The 19132-nt window shown below is 42.0% G+C and carries 16 protein-coding genes; 11 read left to right on the top strand and 5 right to left on the bottom strand.

Annotated features, from left to right (window positions below):
- Positions 1 to 87: 87 nt before the first annotated feature.
- The 5 genes from ACHZC4_RS15270 to ACHZC4_RS15250 are packed head-to-tail and all read left to right on the top strand — an operon-like array spanning position 88 to position 5740.
- Positions 88 to 2601: a hypothetical protein gene (locus ACHZC4_RS15270; protein ID WP_394754733.1), complete on the top strand. Its 2514-nt coding sequence runs from the start codon at positions 88 to 90 to the stop codon at positions 2599 to 2601.
- A gap of 13 nt (positions 2602 to 2614) precedes the next feature.
- Positions 2615 to 2956 (top strand): J domain-containing protein, encoded by a 342-nt coding sequence (locus ACHZC4_RS15265; RefSeq protein ID WP_394754732.1) that lies wholly within the window; start codon positions 2615 to 2617, stop codon positions 2954 to 2956.
- Positions 2953 to 3594, top strand: coding sequence for a nucleotide exchange factor GrpE (gene grpE, locus ACHZC4_RS15260; protein ID WP_394754731.1), 642 nt, complete (start codon positions 2953 to 2955; stop codon positions 3592 to 3594). The genes ACHZC4_RS15265 and grpE overlap by 4 nt, the downstream gene beginning before the upstream one ends.
- A gap of 17 nt (positions 3595 to 3611) precedes the next feature.
- On the top strand, positions 3612 to 5348 hold the full coding sequence (locus ACHZC4_RS15255) for an Hsp70 family protein (protein ID WP_394754730.1): 1737 nt from the start codon (positions 3612 to 3614) through the stop codon (positions 5346 to 5348).
- The gene (locus ACHZC4_RS15250; RefSeq protein ID WP_394754729.1) at positions 5348 to 5740 is read left to right on the top strand and encodes a hypothetical protein; all 393 of its coding nucleotides are present in this window, start codon (positions 5348 to 5350) and stop codon (positions 5738 to 5740) included. The genes ACHZC4_RS15255 and ACHZC4_RS15250 overlap by 1 nt, the downstream gene beginning before the upstream one ends.
- 65 nt (positions 5741 to 5805) lie before the next feature.
- Here the strand turns inward: ACHZC4_RS15250 and ACHZC4_RS15245 are convergent, their stop codons facing one another.
- Entirely contained in the window at positions 5806 to 7035 is a 1230-nt protein-coding gene (locus ACHZC4_RS15245; protein ID WP_394754728.1) for an O-antigen ligase family protein, read from the bottom strand.
- A 146-nt stretch (positions 7036 to 7181) separates the two neighbouring features.
- On the bottom strand, positions 7182 to 8399 hold the full coding sequence (locus ACHZC4_RS15240; protein WP_394754727.1) for a putative glycoside hydrolase: 1218 nt from the start codon (positions 8397 to 8399) through the stop codon (positions 7182 to 7184).
- A 376-nt stretch (positions 8400 to 8775) separates the two neighbouring features.
- Here ACHZC4_RS15240 and ACHZC4_RS15235 point away from each other — a divergent pair, with 376 nt between their 5' ends.
- Together ACHZC4_RS15235 and ACHZC4_RS15230 are read left to right on the top strand one after the other, a co-directional pair.
- Positions 8776 to 10122, top strand: coding sequence for a lipopolysaccharide biosynthesis protein (locus ACHZC4_RS15235; RefSeq protein WP_394754726.1), 1347 nt, complete (start codon positions 8776 to 8778; stop codon positions 10120 to 10122).
- 322 nt (positions 10123 to 10444) lie between these two features.
- A complete protein-coding gene (locus tag ACHZC4_RS15230; protein WP_394754725.1) occupies positions 10445 to 10723 on the top strand; it encodes a hypothetical protein in 279 nt (92 codons plus the stop codon).
- A gap of 52 nt (positions 10724 to 10775) precedes the next feature.
- Here ACHZC4_RS15230 and ACHZC4_RS15225 read toward each other — a convergent pair whose 3' ends face one another.
- The 3 genes from ACHZC4_RS15225 to ACHZC4_RS15215 all read right to left on the bottom strand — a co-directional run bounded on the left by ACHZC4_RS15225 (position 10776) and on the right by ACHZC4_RS15215 (position 14333).
- Positions 10776 to 11177, bottom strand: a complete 402-nt coding sequence (locus ACHZC4_RS15225) for a DUF1499 domain-containing protein (protein WP_394754724.1) — start codon at positions 11175 to 11177, stop codon at positions 10776 to 10778.
- A 187-nt stretch (positions 11178 to 11364) separates the two neighbouring features.
- Positions 11365 to 11835, bottom strand: coding sequence for a tRNA (uridine(34)/cytosine(34)/5-carboxymethylaminomethyluridine(34)-2'-O)-methyltransferase TrmL (gene trmL, locus ACHZC4_RS15220; protein ID WP_394754723.1), 471 nt, complete (start codon positions 11833 to 11835; stop codon positions 11365 to 11367).
- The gene (locus tag ACHZC4_RS15215) at positions 11835 to 14333 is read right to left on the bottom strand and encodes a glycogen/starch/alpha-glucan phosphorylase (protein WP_394754722.1); all 2499 of its coding nucleotides are present in this window, start codon (positions 14331 to 14333) and stop codon (positions 11835 to 11837) included. Before ACHZC4_RS15215 ends, trmL begins: the two co-directional genes overlap by 1 nt.
- Before the next feature lie 177 nt (positions 14334 to 14510).
- On the opposite strand from ACHZC4_RS15215, the gene glyQ reads away from it, so the two are divergent.
- From glyQ to glyS, 4 genes are read left to right on the top strand one after another with little or no spacing between them, the layout of a single operon-like run.
- Positions 14511 to 15419, top strand: coding sequence for a glycine--tRNA ligase subunit alpha (gene glyQ / locus ACHZC4_RS15210; RefSeq protein WP_394754751.1), 909 nt, complete (start codon positions 14511 to 14513; stop codon positions 15417 to 15419).
- 12 nt (positions 15420 to 15431) lie between these two features.
- Positions 15432 to 16514, top strand: coding sequence for an AAA family ATPase (locus ACHZC4_RS15205; protein WP_394754721.1), 1083 nt, complete (start codon positions 15432 to 15434; stop codon positions 16512 to 16514).
- Positions 16507 to 17052: a hypothetical protein gene (locus tag ACHZC4_RS15200; protein ID WP_394754720.1), complete on the top strand. Its 546-nt coding sequence runs from the start codon at positions 16507 to 16509 to the stop codon at positions 17050 to 17052. The genes ACHZC4_RS15205 and ACHZC4_RS15200 overlap by 8 nt, the downstream gene beginning before the upstream one ends.
- A 10-nt stretch (positions 17053 to 17062) precedes the next feature.
- Positions 17063 to 19132, top strand: a complete 2070-nt coding sequence (gene glyS, locus ACHZC4_RS15195) for a glycine--tRNA ligase subunit beta (RefSeq protein ID WP_394754719.1) — start codon at positions 17063 to 17065, stop codon at positions 19130 to 19132.

The following is a 19132-nucleotide window of genomic DNA, read 5'->3' as shown; positions in this document are numbered from 1 at the left end:
AAATATGTAGTGGCTTTTTGCTATTGTTATAGTGTATTTTTACAGCTATACCGCCGTTTTTCCTATTAATTCCTTAAATTCACACGCATGCAAAAAACATCGTCTAACTCACCTGTTACTAACAAAACAGATAGCGTATCTTTAGAGCACACCGCGAGGTCTAAATTTCAGGCTGGAAATTTTAAAGAAGCAATTGAGCTGTATAAGACCTTATTAAAAACCACAGAAAATTCAGAGTGGCGACAAGCGCTGGCACAATGTTACTTACAAAGGTCATTATCATTTACCGCAAAAGGCATGGTCAAAGAAGCGGTCGTGTTATGGGAAAGCTACGCGCAAAATAGCGGTACTGGGAGGGAGTATTTTGACCATTATCTGACTTGGCTCTTAAAAACCAATGATATAGCTAAAACCAAAAAATACTTGCAACAACTCACAATCGCGCAACTGGATGAACAATACCCCCGGCTTGCCAATCTCTTAGGTTTATTAATTATCACCAGCAAACCTGAAATTCAAACGTTGTTACCGCAAGACTCGGTGTTTATAAAGCACTTAACAATTGTTCAAGCAACATTATCAGCTTATCGGGCAGGCCAATATCAAGCGGTTGACACCCAGTTACAGCAATTGCCGTTTCGTTCGGCCTTTAAAGATTTTCGGACATTGCTAAAAGCAGTCATGGCATTTTCCGAATCCAAGGAAACTGCTCAGGAACAACTTGCAAAAATTACGACAGAATCGCCCTACTATAATATGGCCAAAAGCCTATTAGCATGTACCCATGATGGCTCGACACTGATCACTGATCTATCTGATTTGTCGCACAAACAAGGGCAACTTGTCACCATAGCCAAAAAATTCAATAAAAAACAGTTGGAATTGCTTGATGTCATCATTAAACAAAAACAGCGTTTGTCCGACAAATTGAAATTTAACTTAGCCCTGCAATACCATACTATCTTTGGCGAAGAATTATCGCGGCGTTATTGCTATTTAGCACTGGCAAATTATCCTGCCGGGCAACGCGATTTCAATAAGCACTTTGGCCTCGCCGACGAATTTGAAGAATGTCGCTTAAAAGCACTTGGCTATGAACACAAAGGCAATCTTCATGATGCGCTGTATTATTGGAAACGTGGCGTTGCCTTATTGCAGAACCAAGAACCCGTAGATAATCTAAAAATAGCGCTGTTAATGCGCCATATTGCCAGCAAAGAATATCCCTTATCCGAAACTATACCCTGGCTAGAAGACAGCTTGGATCAGGATCCGGATGACCGCGACACCTATTTAAAAATTGTTAACTACTATGAGAATAGAGCGCAACAAAAAGATGACCTAAAGCTTTGGCTGAACAAGAGCATTGCAAAGTTTCCACAAGATATCGAGTTGCTATTGATTGCTATTAACGATGCCACCCGCAGACAGGCCTTTAAACAAGCCACGCAATACGCGCAGACAGTACTAAAGATTGACCCGGTTAATGTATTTGCCAAACAAGCCTTGTTCAACAGCCATTTGGCGCACATCAGAACGCTCATTAAAAGCAAAAAATTCCAGAAACTAGACCAAGAAATGCACGCTACCCAAAGTTTAGCACTGAACAAACGTGATCAATTGATAGTGACCATCATGCAAGGTTTTTGTACGTTCGCGGCAGCTAAAATCGATAAAAGCCAAGGTGCAACACAGGTTGCTGAAACCGTACAACAATTACATACGGGGCTTTTAAATGCCCACTTTTATGTCATGATGGAAGCGGCTGCCATGAATTTACAACCGGCAGCTGTTTTGAAAGCATTGCCGCCCTTGGCAAAAAACTACACCGCCTCGCCCCAGGAATTAGCACAGTTTATCGAGCTTGCTTTAAAGTATTGCAATCAAGCCGATACCCAAGTCTTACTGACTAAAATAATAGATAAACTCAAAGCGCCGCTTAAATACTCTCTTGGCAAAAACCTGCTAGACGAAGAAAAATTATTAGCCTTCTGCCAGGGTTTAGAGCGCATCGGCCACTTTGAACTGATGCGCGTATGCGTAAAAGTTCCTTCTGCTTTGTGGAAAAAACCTATCGGCATGTATTACCGTGTGTACGCTGAATCTAACGGTGATGCCAGCAAATGTTCCGAAATAAATATCGACAGATTAGAAACTAGCCTGGAAAATGCAGACCTCGAAAAAGATCAACGCGCCATTGTATTAATTGAGAAATTTCTTGACGACTATTATGAAGATGATTTCGGCCCCAAACACATCGATGTATTTGGCGCGTTAATGGGCATGGGTGGCAGCAATGCCAACCCTATGGTATTGTTCAATGACTTACCGAGCGATGTGTTTGACAAGCTCGATAGTAAGGCTGACGAGCTTATTAAGAAAATGGGCATGGATCGTTTTTTAACGGCGTTAGTAAAGCAATACTTTTCCAATAATAAAACTGCGGCCATGGATGTCATCTTGAAAAATTTTGATGCCTTGCAAGCGCTGTCTTTACTTAAAGCCGCCGAAGAATTAAATCTTGAAATTCATGTAACTGCCGCCGATATTATTAACTGTGTGAATAGTAGCCCTAATTCGATCCCATCATTTTTAAAATAGGAAACCAGTTTAGATGAAAACAGCCTACGAAATTCTTGATGTGAGTGAGCAAGCAAGCGACAACGAAATAAAACAAGCTTATTTGCAAAAAGTAAAACAATACCCGCCCGATCATCACCACAATTTGTTTCAACAAATACACGGTGCTTATCAAACCATTAAAGATCAAAAAAGCCGTTTAAATTACGAATTATTTGATTATCCCGAAGCGGACTTTAATATTTTACTAGATCAAGCCCTGGTCAGTTCAGAGGCGTTGACACTCAGTGCCGATAGTTTTGATAAGCTGTTGCGTGCCAGTATCGATGACAGCATCTTTCAGTTCAGTACGACCCACAAGATTAATAACACATGAGTGACACGCCTAAAAACCGATTGCTTGAAGAATTTCAAAGCTATCTCGAAAACGTTGATTTAAGCCAATTGGCCAGCGAACAACCCCCTGACCTTCATACGTTATTAAATGAAATAGCCGGCTTAAAAAGCGAAGTCAAAGCTGAAGCACGCCAATTTAAAAACACTCTGGAAACATTAACAGTCGCGTTAAATGCCTTACAAAGTGACAATAAAGCATTGACAGCCGAACTGGCGCTGCACGAAACCCATTTGCAACATCAGCGCCATGAGTTGTCACGCACTATACTTATGGATATGATTGATATTTATGATCGCTTATTGGTAGGGTCGGCAGTGTTACAAAACTACAAACCGGCAGCCTCATTCTTTGCCAAAAAACCAGATGACCGTTTTATTAATAGCGTAAAAGAAGGCCAAGAAATCACCCTAAAGCGTGTTGAGCAGCTATTGCAACGCAATCAGATTTCACCCATAGAATGCCTGGGCAAACCGCTAGATCCCCATACCATGAATGCCGTTGAAATTGGCCGTGATCCCAAACTCGCTAATGGCATCGTCATTGAAGAATTGCGTAAAGGCTTTTTGTTTGAAAAAAATGTCCTGCGCCTTGCAGAAGTTAAAGTTAACAAATTATAACGTTGAAGAAATAGACCATGAATGAAATAATTATCGGAATTGACTTAGGAACCACAAACTCAGAAGTCGCCATCGTTGAAAACGGGCATGTTATCGTTATTGCCGACAACGGCAAAAAAATACTGCCCTCGGTAGTGGGACTGGATGACAACGGCGGCATTTTAGTCGGCGAAACTGCCCGAAACCAATATCTGGTGTATCCAGAGCGCACCGTGAAATCCATCAAGCGCTTAATGGGTCAAGATACGCAAGTAGATTTAGGCGGACAACTGTACGCACCACAGGAAATTTCTGCGATTATTTTAAAACGCCTCAAAGCCATTGCCGAACACTATCTTAATCAGACTGTGACCAAAGCAGTGATTACTGTACCAGCTTATTTCTCTGATGCGCAGCGACAAGCCACCCATGAAGCGGGGCAAATTGCAGGCTTGGAAGTCGTCCGCATCATTAACGAACCCACGGCCGCCGCCCTGGTTTACGGTGCTGAACAAACCGAACAAAAACGTATGCTGGTGTATGACTTAGGCGGCGGTACTTTTGACGTTTCGGTGGTTAATGTGGAATCCGGCGTGGTGGAAGTATTGTCCAGCCATGGCGACAACCACTTAGGCGGTGATGACTTCGACGAACAGATTATTAACCACATTGTCGACCATCTGCAACAAAGCCAACAAATTGATGTCCGCACTCACAGCAAAGCCATGGCGCGTATTACCCGTGCTGCTGAAAATGCTAAATTTGTGTTGTCAGATCAGCCTTACGCCACCATTGAAGAAGAATATTTGCTGGAGCATGACGGCATCGCCGTACATCTGTCTCTGGAACTGTCCAGAACGGCCTATGAAGAAATGATTGCCGATTACATTGATGTCACTTTAGATGCACTGCACATTGCCTTAAAAGGCGCCAAATTAACCGCCAGCGATATTGACGAAATCGTGTTAGTGGGTGGTTCAACACGGACACCGTGTATTCGTGAACGCTTGTTCGACATTTTTGGCTTTGAGCCGCAAAGCGCTGTGGATCCTGATTTATGTGTAGCGATGGGGGCTGCTATTCAGGCCGCCATGATTAACGGCCAAGCCGTTGATGCCGTGCTGGTTGATGTTACGCCTTACACTTATGGCACCAGTGCCCTGGGCTTTTTATATGGCGAACCTTATCAATATCAGTATTGCCCCATCATTCACAAAAACACCCCGCTACCCAATCGTAAAACCGAAGCTTATATGACCGCTGTCGATGGCCAGGATGCGGTTGAGGTCACTATTTACCAAGGTGAAGATCCCGATGCCCTGAGCAACACAAAAATAGGTGAATTTTTGGTGGAAGGCTTACGGGACGTGCCTGCAGGCAATGTCATCACCTTAACCCTGGATTTGGATATTAACGGCATATTGCACGTTTCAGCAACGGAAAAAGACAGCGGATTGCAAAAATCCATCACCATAAAAAATGCCATGGCACGTTTTGAACATGATGATTTAAGTACTGCACAGCAGCGCGTAGGCCAATTATTTGGCCAGATGCCAACCCAGCATAAAGAATCTTCTGCTAGCCCAGAAGTTGCCGAAGCGCAGCGTTTAATTGCCAAAGCGGAAGCCTTGTTCGAGAAAGTATCCACTGAAGACAAAGAGGACTTGGTTGATTTAATCGAAGAAATTTACGGCGCTATTGAAGAAGCGGCTAATGATCGTATGCAAGCCGCCGTTGCTAAACTAACCGACATTCTTTACTACCTGGAGTCTTAATGGAGCGTTGTTCCTGCTGCAATGCCCGTTTAAATGGCGCGTTGATTTGTCCGCGTTGTCATACCAATTTAACGGGGGTAATCAGTAGCGAACAACGAGCGCAACATCTACTGGAACAGGCTATGCAGCTTTGGTTTACACATGAACCAAAGCTTGCAGTGCTGACCTTAACCAAAGCCATAAGTTATAAAAAAACGCCTGCCGCTGTGATATTTCGCGATTTTATGATTCGCCAGTCGTGTTCAAAAGTATTGGCATTACTGGCGCAGTATAAATACAAGGAGGCACAACAAACACTTAGCCTGTTACGATCATTACATCCCACGCATCAACTGTTAGTGCAGTTGCAGGGCTTTACGCATTATCTGAGTACCCGCCCCTATTTCAGTTAGCTTTTTGGGCTATGCCTTTAGCCGGAGCAGATGTAAGTTAACCCGTTCCTGATGGCCTTGCGCATCTACACCAAATTACTTCTTTTCGCGGAAATTGCTCCCCAAATCAATCCAAACATCACATAAAGATGCCGCCAATGGGTGCTATGTATAATCATACTTTCCATCAAGGTACCCACCAGGCAAGCAAACAAGACAATACAAATATTTTGTATTTTTGAAGGCTGCATGCACACAGTGTATGCCTCTTTTAAGGTGACGAGAATAAAACCGGAAAATGCAATAGCGCCAAGCCAGCCGGTTTCTACCAGAATATGCACAAACAAATTATGAGGGTCAAGCGCTAACACTTCCGAGGCTTGGCCAGGACCTATACCCAAAGGATGGATAATAGATTCCCTAATAGCGATCAGTATGGCATCAAAACGACCTGCCGAACCTTGATCGTAATCTTGCACTAACTGTGCACGATGCGCAAAGACTTGGCCGATATCATCAATAGAAGTTACCGCCCAGACAGCAGCCACTAAAATGACTGCCACAACCAAGCCTATAATTTTGATCAACACAGCTGTATCCGCACTAGACTTTGCGGTAATTAAGCGCAGAATCGTATATATAGCCGATGCCAATACTAAATTAAACCATGCGCCTCTAGAAAAACTCAACAAAACACCAGCGACAACAAACAATAACAGCCCCATTCTCATGAAAAAACTCAATATTCCTTTTGCACTCTCCAATTGCAAAATTAAATACACAGCCACCGGTATGAGAAAGGGCCCAAACACGTTAGGATCTTTAAAAGGCCCTTTTACCCTATCAAAAAACAAAAATTGCTCGTAATAAGGGGTTATTCTCAAAAAGCCTATAAATCCTAAAAATACAGCTAAAACAGCAGCAAAAATATAGCCATTCCAGATAATTTTGTACATACGTACTGGATTATCATGGATGATACTCGCGTAAAAAAGCCAGCTAAATATCAGAAAAAAAGTGACCACCATATGCTTGAGACACTGAATGGGATCAGGCGCAAACATAGTGGCAAAAAGGTTGGCCAAAATATAGCCACTTAAAAAAAACAGCGGCGTACTTAAATGTGGCGATACCCGTAGGCCAAACATAAAACAAAAAAAGCCCACTATCAGTAACACACCATCGTAAGGAGCAGGTTCAATAAAAACCAGCGAGCTTATCGCAAACAATAGCCAAATAGAGCAAACCTGTAACGTCAAACGCTCAGGAGGTAGTTCAACAGTATTATACGGCAACATAGCATCAACAGATTTCATGGTTTATTTAGCCCGATACGGGTAAGCTTCAACACCTGCTAAATATACAGAATTTTTGCTAAAAAACCACGAATATCATGCGCCATCTTATACCGGCCCATTTAGCTACGGCCTCTAAATTATCTACACCTTATAAACACTGCCTTTTAGCGAATAAATTTATGGTTAGGAACAGACCTGGCCGCATTGCAGGCTGTCTTTAAAATAGCGGCTGTTTTTGCTTGCAAATTTATCCATGATACCGATTGCGCATCGATATTTTTATAACCATTCCCGACACTTACCGATCTTGTTGCCGTATCGGGTTGATTTAAAAACACACTGCCACAGGCAAAATCACGGCGAATCAGATTATTCCAGGTATAACGATCATTTAAAGCTTTACCCAAATTCAAACTATAACCTTTCCACCAATTATCTGGCGTTATCCAGTTGCGCTGATCACTATTAATAAAGTCATTGCCTTGGCTGATTAAAAACCAGGTTGCAAGACCATATTCTCGTTGTGCCGGAGTGTAGCCTTCATCCATTAAAATCACCCCTGCCCCGTTTTTATGCACATAATCAATATACTTTAAAAAAGTTTCATAACCCCATTGCCCTGTTCCCCCCACTAAACCACCGTCACTGGCTCCGCGCTCAAGATTAATATAATTTGCTGCTTTAATTTGCTGGGTAATGTACGGATTTTTTGCCTTCATAGAATCGGCATACCAAATGGCATTATGCGAAATTTCAATAGTTTTGGGTAATGCAGCACGGACTTCTCGCAAATACCGGGAAAAGTAATGCCGCCAGTCATTTAGCGTCATTGCCTTGCCCGTGTTGCTGTCAATGGGGGTGATATGGACATTAACATCGTTGCTATTACCGACCCGCCAAGTCAAATTAACATCATCTAACCACAAACCCTTATAGCCACTTTTCACGGTTGCCTGCATTTTTTTGATCATATAACGGCGAAAGGCAGGATTACTAAAATCGCCCGCAAACTGTGAACACCGTCCATTACCACAACTCCATGGAATATAAAGCTTATTGCCGCGCGCATCCTTCATGATCCATTCCGGATGCGCTTTTGCCAAAGAATCATTGGCGTAAATCGCATAACTGTCGACATAGGCTAGTCCGCCTTTATACCAGGCATTTTTTTTATCAAAACTGGGTGGATAAGTCAGCATTCTGGAGTAATGGTCGCGCAGCCATTTTTTCTGAACTGCATTCGGATTGTTAACGTAACCGTTGAATGCAGTGTCGGCATTATTAAAAAATCTAACCTGGCCTGCTACTGTCTTTGCGGCCTGGGCATTCAAGCCCAACGTAAAAAATACCACAAAAACCATAAACTTTATGACTTGACTCATGCCAATATATTTTTTTGAACTGCTGGGTGTAAAACACATAAGTATTCGCCGTAGTAAGATTTTATTGAAGGATACATCCGGCTATTAAAGTAAAATACATTTCTTAAGTTAGAATTAACCCGCCCCATAAGCCAAGCCGCATAGCTTTACAAAAAACCTAGAAATCGCTTGTAATACACTATTAATACAGGCATCATTGCGCAAGTTAACGCCCTAAAAGACCGCATAAGCTGGCAATAGTTAAACAAATTACGCGCCATTATCGTAAAAAATTCTGACAGAAATTGAATCAAAAACTAGCAAAAGTGAAAACCAACTATACTTAGTAATATTTAACTTCTGTCATAATTATATTTAACACATAAAAAGAAGCTTAGTGAATCACAAAGAATTTTTGAAATTATTTGGCGGGGCTATTTTTGTCTTTGTCAATCGAGTTATTGGTGCAGGGGCGGTTTTTGGCACACAAATTTTGCTGGCTCGCTGGATGGGAGCTACCGAAGTTGGGATTTATGTCTACGCATTTTCCCTGTGTAACTTATTAGCTATTGTAGCCGGATTAGGCCTTGGGTCTTCCGCGATGAAATTTATTGGCCATGGCATTGCTTTTGGAGAACATAATTCAATAGTGGGATTTGCCAAAATTGGCATGCAAATTGTTTTATTTTCAGGATTATGTGTAGCTGTTGCGGGCGAAATCTTTGTTTATCAAACTAACGGCATCCTCTCGCCTTTATATATTAAAGCCTTAACTTTCGCCATGGTTGCTGTACCGGCGATGTGCTTACTCAATTGGCAAAGTACCATTGCACAATGTTTAAACTGGTTTGCAGCGGCATTTGTTCCTAGTAATGTAACCCGTCCATTATTGCTCATAGCCGCCGTTATCCTAGCCCAAAAACTAGGTGAGCAGCTTGATGCGGGCAAAGTGATGCGGCTGCATATTTTAGTCATGGGTTTTGTCTGGCTGACTTCAGCTATCTACATGAAACAACGCCTAGCGCGTCGTTTTATGAATGTGAAGCCCCGTTATCAAACACAACTTTGGTTACGCACCGGATTTCCTTTATTATTTGTAGCGTTGTTCAGCAATTTTTTCTTGGATATCAACATTGTTACCGTCGGTTTTTTTTTAAATCCCGATCAACTGGCACTTTTTAATGCAAGCTTTAGAATAGCGGTATTAATTGCCTTTGGCATGCAATCTATAGATACCATTTTGTTACCCCGCTTCTCCCAGCTGTATGCTGCTAAAGACAGGGTTAACTTACAACGTCTCATTGCTTTAACAACTCAGTTAAAATTTTGGGCATCACTAGCTGGGCTCATTATTTTTTCAGTATTTGGTAAAAACATCCTGGCTCATTTTGGTGAAGAATTCATCCAGGGCTACGATGCGTTAAAACTGCTTTCCCTCGCCCAGGTTATTCGGGCAGCTGTCGGGCCGCTTTCACAGATACTCAGTTTAACCGGCCATCATGCTTACTGCTTGTTTGTATCTATTTTATCGACACTTGTTATGCTTATTCTGAATTATTACTTAATTAGCCCATTCGGACTGGAGGGTGCTGCATTTACGGTAGTTGTCGTAATATCTCTGGAATCTATTTTGCTGTCTTATGCCAGCATAACCCGATTGGGTATAGATTCATCAGTATTTGGAGTTTTTTACGTCATAAAATCGGCCTTATCGCCGTTAAAAAAAACCCATACTCTCCTTTAATCATTCCTATACCAAATAATGCCCAGGGTATATTTCGTAGTAACAAAAATGAGAGTAAGACTGTTGCACATAAAAAATATCTAAAAAACCAAGTAAAAATCACAGCATAGTGAATTTTTTTTAATTTAAAAAGTCAGAAGCATTAGGTTTGTACAGTTGAAAAGCATATTTAAATTAGGTTTGGGGTAGTGTTGAATGCTATGGATATGAATTCAGCAGACAGAAAAAAATACAATGCATTGATAAAGACAGGTGAGCTAACGTGCTGAATTACGGAAAATGTACCAATATTGGCCTCTGCAATAAAGCCAATACGAGTGAATTGATACCGATAGCTGACCCGAAATTTAAATGCCCGGAATGCGAAGATGACCTCTATTTTGCTGCCCCAAAGGAATCTTCATACTTACAGAAAGCACTGCCTATTGCCTTAATAATCTGCATAATGGGATTGGGCGGGTTTTGGATGCTTAATAGTAAAAAAATCACTCCTGACTTCGCCAAAGCAGTTGCGACAACCGCTTTAAAAACCCAAAGAATTGAAAAATACAAAGATTACACTAAAACCGCTGAAATTGATGTCTTTGAAAAGACAAATTAACGCAGTGCGCTAATTCGGAAAACGTAATTGCCTCTACAACACCCTCAGATTGTCATTCAACAACATTAGCCTTTTGCAATTGTGAGCGCAATGTTTCAATACGCTTGCGATTGACACCAAAATCACTGTGGCCTACCCGCGATGCAGAACGAATATGGATTAATCCAGCATCGGCATCTAAAATAATATCCACATCATCAACAAAGCTAAACACCAGACTGACCGCTTCAGCATGCAGAGTCGTCGCTGTTTCATGGGTAATAACCGTTCGATCGTGCTTTTTTAGTGTGGTTCTCAACATTAACCATGCCGCTTCTGGCGTTCCCTTAATTATAAACGGCGCAATATAATGGCGCTCATCTAACGGGCTTGCCTGACTCGACACACAATTGGGGCTATTTAAACAAGGCGCTAACTTAGTAGCTACTGGAGTTGCGTTTGCTTGACTTGACATAACAAGCACCATAAAAAAAATAGATTTAAATTTCATAAACACTTAAATACACATATTATTTTCATTCCACTGAAAATCCAGGAGCCGCCGCCGTTTTTAAACGCCAGCAACGACTAACAAGGAAACAACATTACTTTAACCTGACCTTAATTTAGCCGGTAGGTTCATTGCAATCGTCAGCAAGACATTATTTAATTAAGGCGCCGACAAAATCGTGTTGACGCCATGCCTCGTATAAAACAATAGCCACCGTGTTAGATAAATTCAGGCTCCGGCTCTTTGCCTGCATCGGCAAATACAAACAATTTTCAGCACCGACATCCGTTAATACATCCGCAGGTAAACCACGCGTTTCTGGACCAAACAAAAAAGCATCCTGCGCCTGAAAACAAACATCACTCACAATTGCCTGAGCTTTGGTCGTTAAGGCGAACAAACGTTTAGGCGTTTCACTGGCCATAAACTGCGCCAGTGAATCATGCTGTTTGACAGAAACCCATTCGTGATAATCAAGGCCTGCACGGCGCAATCGTTTATCATCCAGCTCAAACCCCAGAGGTTTAATGAGATGTAATTGCGCCCCGGCATTGGCACAAAGCCGAATAATATTGCCCGTATTCGCTGGAATTTCCGGCTCATACAACACAATATGAAACATCAGTTAACAGTAACCGGTGTCAACTTCCAAATCTCATTGTTATATTCACTAATAGTCCGGTCAGTGGAAAACTTGCCGCTAGCTGCACAATTTAAAATACTCATGCGCGTCCAGCGCTCTTTGTCCTGGTAAGCCGTTTCTACACGTTTTTGAGCATCGACAAAACTACGGAAATCGGCAATCGTCATCCAAGGATCATGGGGGTTTTTCAACGAACTTAAAATGACATCAAATATACCCGGTTCAAACTGGTTAAAATGTCCACATTCAATAAGATTAATCACGCGTTGTAAATCGTCATCCTGATTGACAATGGCTACAGGATCATAATGTTGGCTCATGTCTTGAACCTGATCTTCTGTTAAACCAAACAAAAAGAAATTATCATCACCCACTTCTTCACGGATTTCAATATTGGCACCGTCCAATGTGCCTATGGTTAAAGCGCCATTCATCATAAACTTCATGTTGCCGGTACCTGAGGCTTCTTTACCAGCGGTTGAAATCTGTTCTGACAAATCAGCCCCAGGACAAATTTTTTCCATGGCTGTTACCCGATAATTAGACAGAAAAATCAGTTTTAATTTACTGCCGACATCGGGATCAGTGTTGATAACATGCGCAACATTATTGATGAACTTGATAATGCGTTTTGCCATAAAATAACCAGGCGCAGCCTTGCCACCAATCAACACACAGCGATCAGTTAAATTAGCCGTATCACCGCGCTTAATGCGATCATACAGATGTATAACATGCAGCACATTCAGCAATTGACGCTTGTATTCATGAATACGCTTAACCTGCACATCAAACAAGGCATTAACGTCCAAATCAATACCGTGCTCGGTTTTTTTGTAATCTACCAAACGTTGCTTGGCGCTTTGCTGTACTTGCTGCCAACGCTTATGGAACGCTTTGTCATCCGCAAAAGCTTCCAGTTTTTTCAATAACGATAAATCAGTAATCCAACCATCGCCAATAGTTTCGGTAATCAACTCAGCCAATTCCGGATTACAGGCGGCAAGCCAACGCCTTGGCGTGACACCATTGGTTTTATTATTGAATTTTCCTGGCCACAACTCGTAAAAATCACGGAACAAGCCTTGCTGTAACAACTTAGAGTGCAGTGCCGCAACGCCATTAACAGAATAACTGCCCACAATGGCCAAATACGCCATTCTAAAATGCTGCTCACCGCCCTCTTCAACCAAAGACATCCGCGCCAATCGCTCATGATCGCCGGGCCAATGTGCCGACACCTCCCCCATGAAATGGGCATTAATCTCAAAGATAATTTCCATGAGACGGGGCAGCAATTGCCTGAACAAATTAACCGACCAGCGCTCCAGGGCTTCCGGCAGCAAAGTATGGTTGGTATAGGCCATCGTATTGCGGGTAATCGCCCAGGCATCATCCCAATTTAAACCTTGTATATCTACCAGCAAGCGCATTAATTCTGCAACGGCAATACTGGGATGGGTATCGTTTAACTGAAAACAATTTTTTTCGGCAAACTTGGAAAAATCGTGACCGTGCCGACTTACCCAGTGCGCAATCACATCTTGCAAACTGGCAGAAGCCAATAAATATTGCTGCCGTAACCGCAACGCCTTGCCGTTTTCGTTGGCATCATTGGGATACAGCACCATGGTAATGTTTTCAGCCATATTTTTGGCGGCGACGGCTTCGGCGTAATCTCCGGCATTAAATTCGTCCAGATTAAACTCTTCAGTGGCCTCTGCCTTCCATAAACGCAAGGTATTAACGGTACCATTACGATAACCTGGGATAGGCGTATCATAAGGTACTGCCAGTACGTCGCGGGTATCTAGCCAACACACGCGTGTTTGCCCGTGTTCATCGGTGTGTAGCTCTGTGCGACCGCCAAATCTAATTCTATGGGTATATTCAGGGCGTTCAATTTCCCACACGTTACCGTTACGCAACCAATGATCTGCTTTTTCGACTTGCTCACCATTAATAATAAGCTGAGAGAACATGCCGTATTCATAACGCAAGCCATAACCGGTTACTGGCAAACGCAAAGTTGCACAGCTATCAATAAAACAAGCGGCCAAACGTCCTAAGCCGCCGTTACCTAAACCCGCGTCCGGCTCGTTTTCTACCAGCTCTTCAATTTCCAGTCCGACGTTATACATCGCTTTTTTCGCCACGTCATCAACACCCAGATTAAGCATGGCATTACTTAGAGTGCGGCCCATTAAAAATTCCATTGATAAATAGTAAGCGCGTTTACAGTCTTCTCTACCGTAGGCATTGTGGGTTTTTTTCCAGCGCTCTATCAATCGGTCGTTAATCGCAAAAGATAGGGCTTCGTAAGCATACAAAGGTGATTGACTTTGCTCATCCCTGCCTAATCGATAATTGTAATTTCTTTTAAAATCACTGACTAAATGTTTAGGCTCCATACCCAATGGCGTAAATATGGTAATTTTAGCTTTGGGTGTCGTTTTTTTAAGCGGTTTATCTGCCATGTTTTTATTCCTATAAAAATTTGTTAATGGCGCTATTTTACCGATTTGCATAGATGTGTTGTAATTAATCGTCAACTATTAACACATACAGCCCGCCAATAGCTGACTTTTAAAACACCCGTTTGAGTATTTACGCTATAATTGCCGCCAATTATTCGCCAAACCTATGTGATTGCCGTGCCGAGTGCTAACAACGATTCATCTACTTTTCAAGGACTTATTCTAGCTTTGCAGGAATACTGGTCAAACCAGGGCTGTATTTTGTTACAACCTTTAGATCAAGAAGTAGGCGCAGGGACTTTTCATCCCGCCACTTTTTTACGCGCCATTGGCCCCGAACCCTGGAATACCGCTTACGTACAGCCATCACGTCGCCCGACCGATGGCCGGTTTGGTGAAAATCCAAATCGCCTACAGCATTATTATCAGTATCAAGTCATGCTCAAGCCTTCCCCGGGCGATATTCAAGAATTGTATTTAGGTTCGCTACGGCATTTAGGTTTTGATTTACTGGAGCATGACATCCGTTTTGTAGAAGACAATTGGGAATCCCCTACCCTGGGGGCTTGGGGTTTAGGCTGGGAAGTCTGGCTTAATGGCATGGAAGTCACGCAGTTTACTTATTTTCAGCAAGTGGGGGGATTAGAATGCCGTCCCGTTACCGGTGAAATCACTTATGGTCTGGAACGTCTGGCCATGTACCTGCAAGGCGTTAAAAGCGTTTTCGATTTAGTGTGGACTAAAACCCGCCACGGTGTTGTAACTTACGGCGACGTTTTCCACCAGAACGAAGTGGAAATGTCGGCTTACAATTTTGACCATGCCAATGTAGATTTTCTGTTCCAATGTTTTAATACTTATGAACAAGAATGCCAGAAGCTTATCGAACTTAATCTGCCTTTACCGGCTTACGAAATGGTGTTAAAAGCCTCGCACACGTTTAATTTACTGGATGCGCGTCATGCTATTTCCGTTACTGAGCGCCAGCGTTATATTTTAAGGGTTAGGACGCTGTCAAGGGCTGTGGCTGAGGCTTATTATACTCGGCGGGAGTCGTTGGGTTTTCCAATGTGCCAAACTAGTTAAATATTAACTATTATGTTAAAAAGACTGTATGTCCATAATTACAAATGTTTAGTTAATTTTGAAATTAACTTTGATAAAGATATTAGCCTTTTTTTGGGGGCAAATGGATCGGGAAAGTCTACAGTTTTTGAGGTTTTAAAAAAAGTAATTGACTTGGTTTTAGACGAGAAAAAAATAGTAAATGTATTTAAAAACTCAGATAAAACTCGCTGGCTACAGCGTGAATCAGAAAACTTAAAGTTTGAAATGGATATTCAAATAAAAGGAGAGGTTTATAAGTATGCACTTACTTTAGATTTAGGCGCTTACCCTAATCAAGATGTTAAAATTGTAGAAGAAACTTTATACTACAAAAACCAAAAATTGTACGATGCCGCCCAAGAAATTGGTTTCGACAATGGCCGTTCTTGTATATACCGCTCTGGTGTAGCTGGTGATTCAGAAATTATTCATAAAGCAAGGTCTTTTTGGGGATACTTACAGACAATATTTATAGTAAGAATTAACCCATATAGCATGGTTTCAATGATTGATAAACCTAGCCCAAATATTAAAAACGATTTTTCAAATTTTACTGATTGGTTTGCTCATTTAAACGAAAACTACCGAAAACAATTATCAATACTTGAAAAAAGCTTACCTACGATTTTGCCAGGATTTGACTATTTCAGAATTGAGCCAGTAGGTCGATCGAAAGTATTAGTTGTTGATTTTAAAAACCTATCTAACGAAAAAGAAATAATCAGCTACGATTTCGATGAGCTTTCAGAAGGCCAAAAAGTATTAATTGCTTTATATACTTCGATTTATTGTACACCTAATAATTCAATTATTTGTATTGATGAGCCTGAAAACTTTTTAGCCTTACCTGAAATTCAGCCTTGGTTTGACACACTCTATGACCAATGTGCGGAACGAAATTTACAAGTGCTGCTAATTTCACATCATCCAAAAATTATCAACTTATTGGCAAATGATTCTGGCTATTGGTTTAGTAAAGAGAATAACTTAACCAGAATACAAAAAATTAATCCAGAGAATGAAAGCGGGCTTTCTATCGCTGAACTTATAGAGCGCGGTTGGATTTATGAATAGTGCAGCACAAGTATTTATATTGTGCGAGGATACCGTTCATTATCATTTCGCTAGAAAATATCTTGAATTACTAGGGTTTAATAATAGAAAAATAAGAGGGAAATATAATCCTAAAGGTCGCAGTGTAGGTTCTGGAGCGAAATACGTAATAGAAAATTATGAAACAGAAGTCAAAGCTTTCCATAGTAAAGTAAATCATTTAGATTATATTTTGGTAGTTATTATAGATGATGACACTACCAATAATGCTAGAAGTTTATATCAAAAATACGCACCTTTGGCCAATGAAACTATTTTAATATTTTCTCCTGTTCGAAACATTGAATCATGGTTTTTTTATATTGACACAGGTAATGCCAGCGTTGAGAAACCAAACGAACAATGCCAAATTACCGATTACAAAAATCAGTATAGAAATACTAAGCCTACAGAATTTGCCAAAAGACTAAAAGAAGAAATCTGTATTAATGGCTTGCCAGAAAATGCGCCATCATCTTTACACCATGCTTGCAACGAACTAAACCGTCTTAAATATTAAAGAGATTCCCGTGTCAGATAAAAAACATTTACTTTTTGAATTAGGTTCGGAAGAATTACCCCCCAAGACCTTACTGAAATTAAGCAATACATTGTTATATAACATTGTACAGAGCCTAACTTCCGCCGAACTTACTTTTACTGCCAGCAAAGCCTATGCCACTCCCAGAAGACTGGCTGTGTTTATTGAAAACCTGTCTGCCAACCAACCCGATAAGACTGTAGAAAAGCGCGGCCCCGCCATACAAGCCGCCTTTGCACCCGATGGCACACCCAGCAAAGCCGCCCTTGGTTTTGCGTTAAGTTGCGGCACAACCTTTGAGCAACTGGGACGCTTAAAAACCGACAAAGGCGAATGGCTAAGCTTTACTGAAGTTGTCAAAGGCCAAGCCACCGAAAACCTGGTTACCGGGATAATCCGCAAAAGCATTGCAGAATTACCCATTGCCAAGCGTATGCGCTGGGGTAGCTCGCACATAGAATTTGTAAGGCCGGTACACTGGGCATTTTTGTCGTATGGAGATAAATTAATCAATGCTGAGATTCTGGGATTAAAAGCCGGCATGACCTCGCAAGGCCACCGTTTCCATGCACCGCAACACATTACCATCAGCAATTCCGCACTGTACGCAGATACTTTGTACCAACAAGGCAAAGTCATTGCTGATGTCGAACAGCGCAAAGCCATCATCCGTAGTGCTGCCGAACAAGCCGCAGCGGCTGTCAAAGGCATCGCGCATATTGAAGAAGATTTACTGGAAGAAATTGCCGCCTTAAACGAATGGCCAGTGCCCATCACCGGCACGTTTGATCCACGCTTTTTGGCATTACCCGCAGAAGTACTGATTACCACCATGCAAACTAACCAGAAATACTTTCCGGTTAAAAATGCTGACGGGTGCTTGTTGCCTTACTTCATTACCTTCAGCAATATCGAAAGCACCCGCCCCGAATCCATCCAACAAGGTAACGAGCGTGTGATTACCCCGCGCCTGACTGATGCTGAATTTTTCTGGAATCAAGACCGTAAATCAAGCTTGGCAGATCACGTTTCTAGCCTGTCTAGCGTGGTATTTCAGGAAAAATTGGGCACGGTAGCTGAAAAAACTGAACGTGTTAGCAAGCTGGCTGAATTTATCGCCACTAAACTTAATGCCGATGTAACGCTGGCCAAACGTGCAGCATTTTTGGCTAAAGCAGATTTAATGACCAATATGGTCGGTGAATTCGGCAACCTGCAAGGCATTATGGGACGTTATTACGCCTTGGCAGACAACGAACCCAAAGAGGTCGCCTGGGCAATTGAGGAACATTATTTCCCTAAGCAATCCGGCAGCCCAACCGCTAGCAGTCAAATTGGCCAAATTGTGGCTATTGCCGAAAAAATCGATACCTTAACCGGTATTTTTAGTGCGGGATTAATTCCAACCGGCGATAAAGACCCGTATGCGTTAAGGCGTGCCGCTTTGGGTGTATTAAGAACGATTATTGAAAACCAGCTAGTACTGAATATTCCTGAGCTGTGCGATTTTTCACTGGGTTTGTACACACATAGCTTTACGCTGGCAGAAACTCAAAGCGCAATCATTACTTTCATATTTGATCGCTTAAAAGGCTATTGTTTGGATCAAGGTTACACCGCCGATGAATTCGAGGCGGTAAACGCAGTCAATCCTGCCGAACCTTTAGATTTCATGCAGCGTTTACAAGCGGTACAAGCCTTCCGGCAACGCCCTGAAGCGGAAAGCTTGGCTGCTGCCAACAAGCGTATCCGTAATATGCTGAAAAAATCCGACGCACCGATAACCGATAATCTTGCTGGTTTACCAGAAGCTATAGAACAACAATTACTGGCTGCCGCGCAACGGGCCGCCAGCGATATCGCACCATTATTGGCCAGGCATGATTATCAAGCCACATTGGATCGTTTATCGCACTTAAAAAATGATGTCGATGCGTTTTTTGATCAAGTGATGGTCATGACCGACGATCTGGATTTACGCGCCAAACGTCTAGGCTTGCTCTCGCTATTATCTGAACAGTTTTTAACCTGTGCTGATATTGCCAAATTGCAATCTTAA

This window comes from Crenothrix sp., assembly GCF_043729335.1.
Lineage (GTDB): Bacteria > Pseudomonadota > Gammaproteobacteria > Methylococcales > Methylomonadaceae > Crenothrix.
The sequence above is the reverse complement of the archived record's forward strand: the minus strand, read 5'-3'. Positions and strand labels throughout refer to the sequence as shown.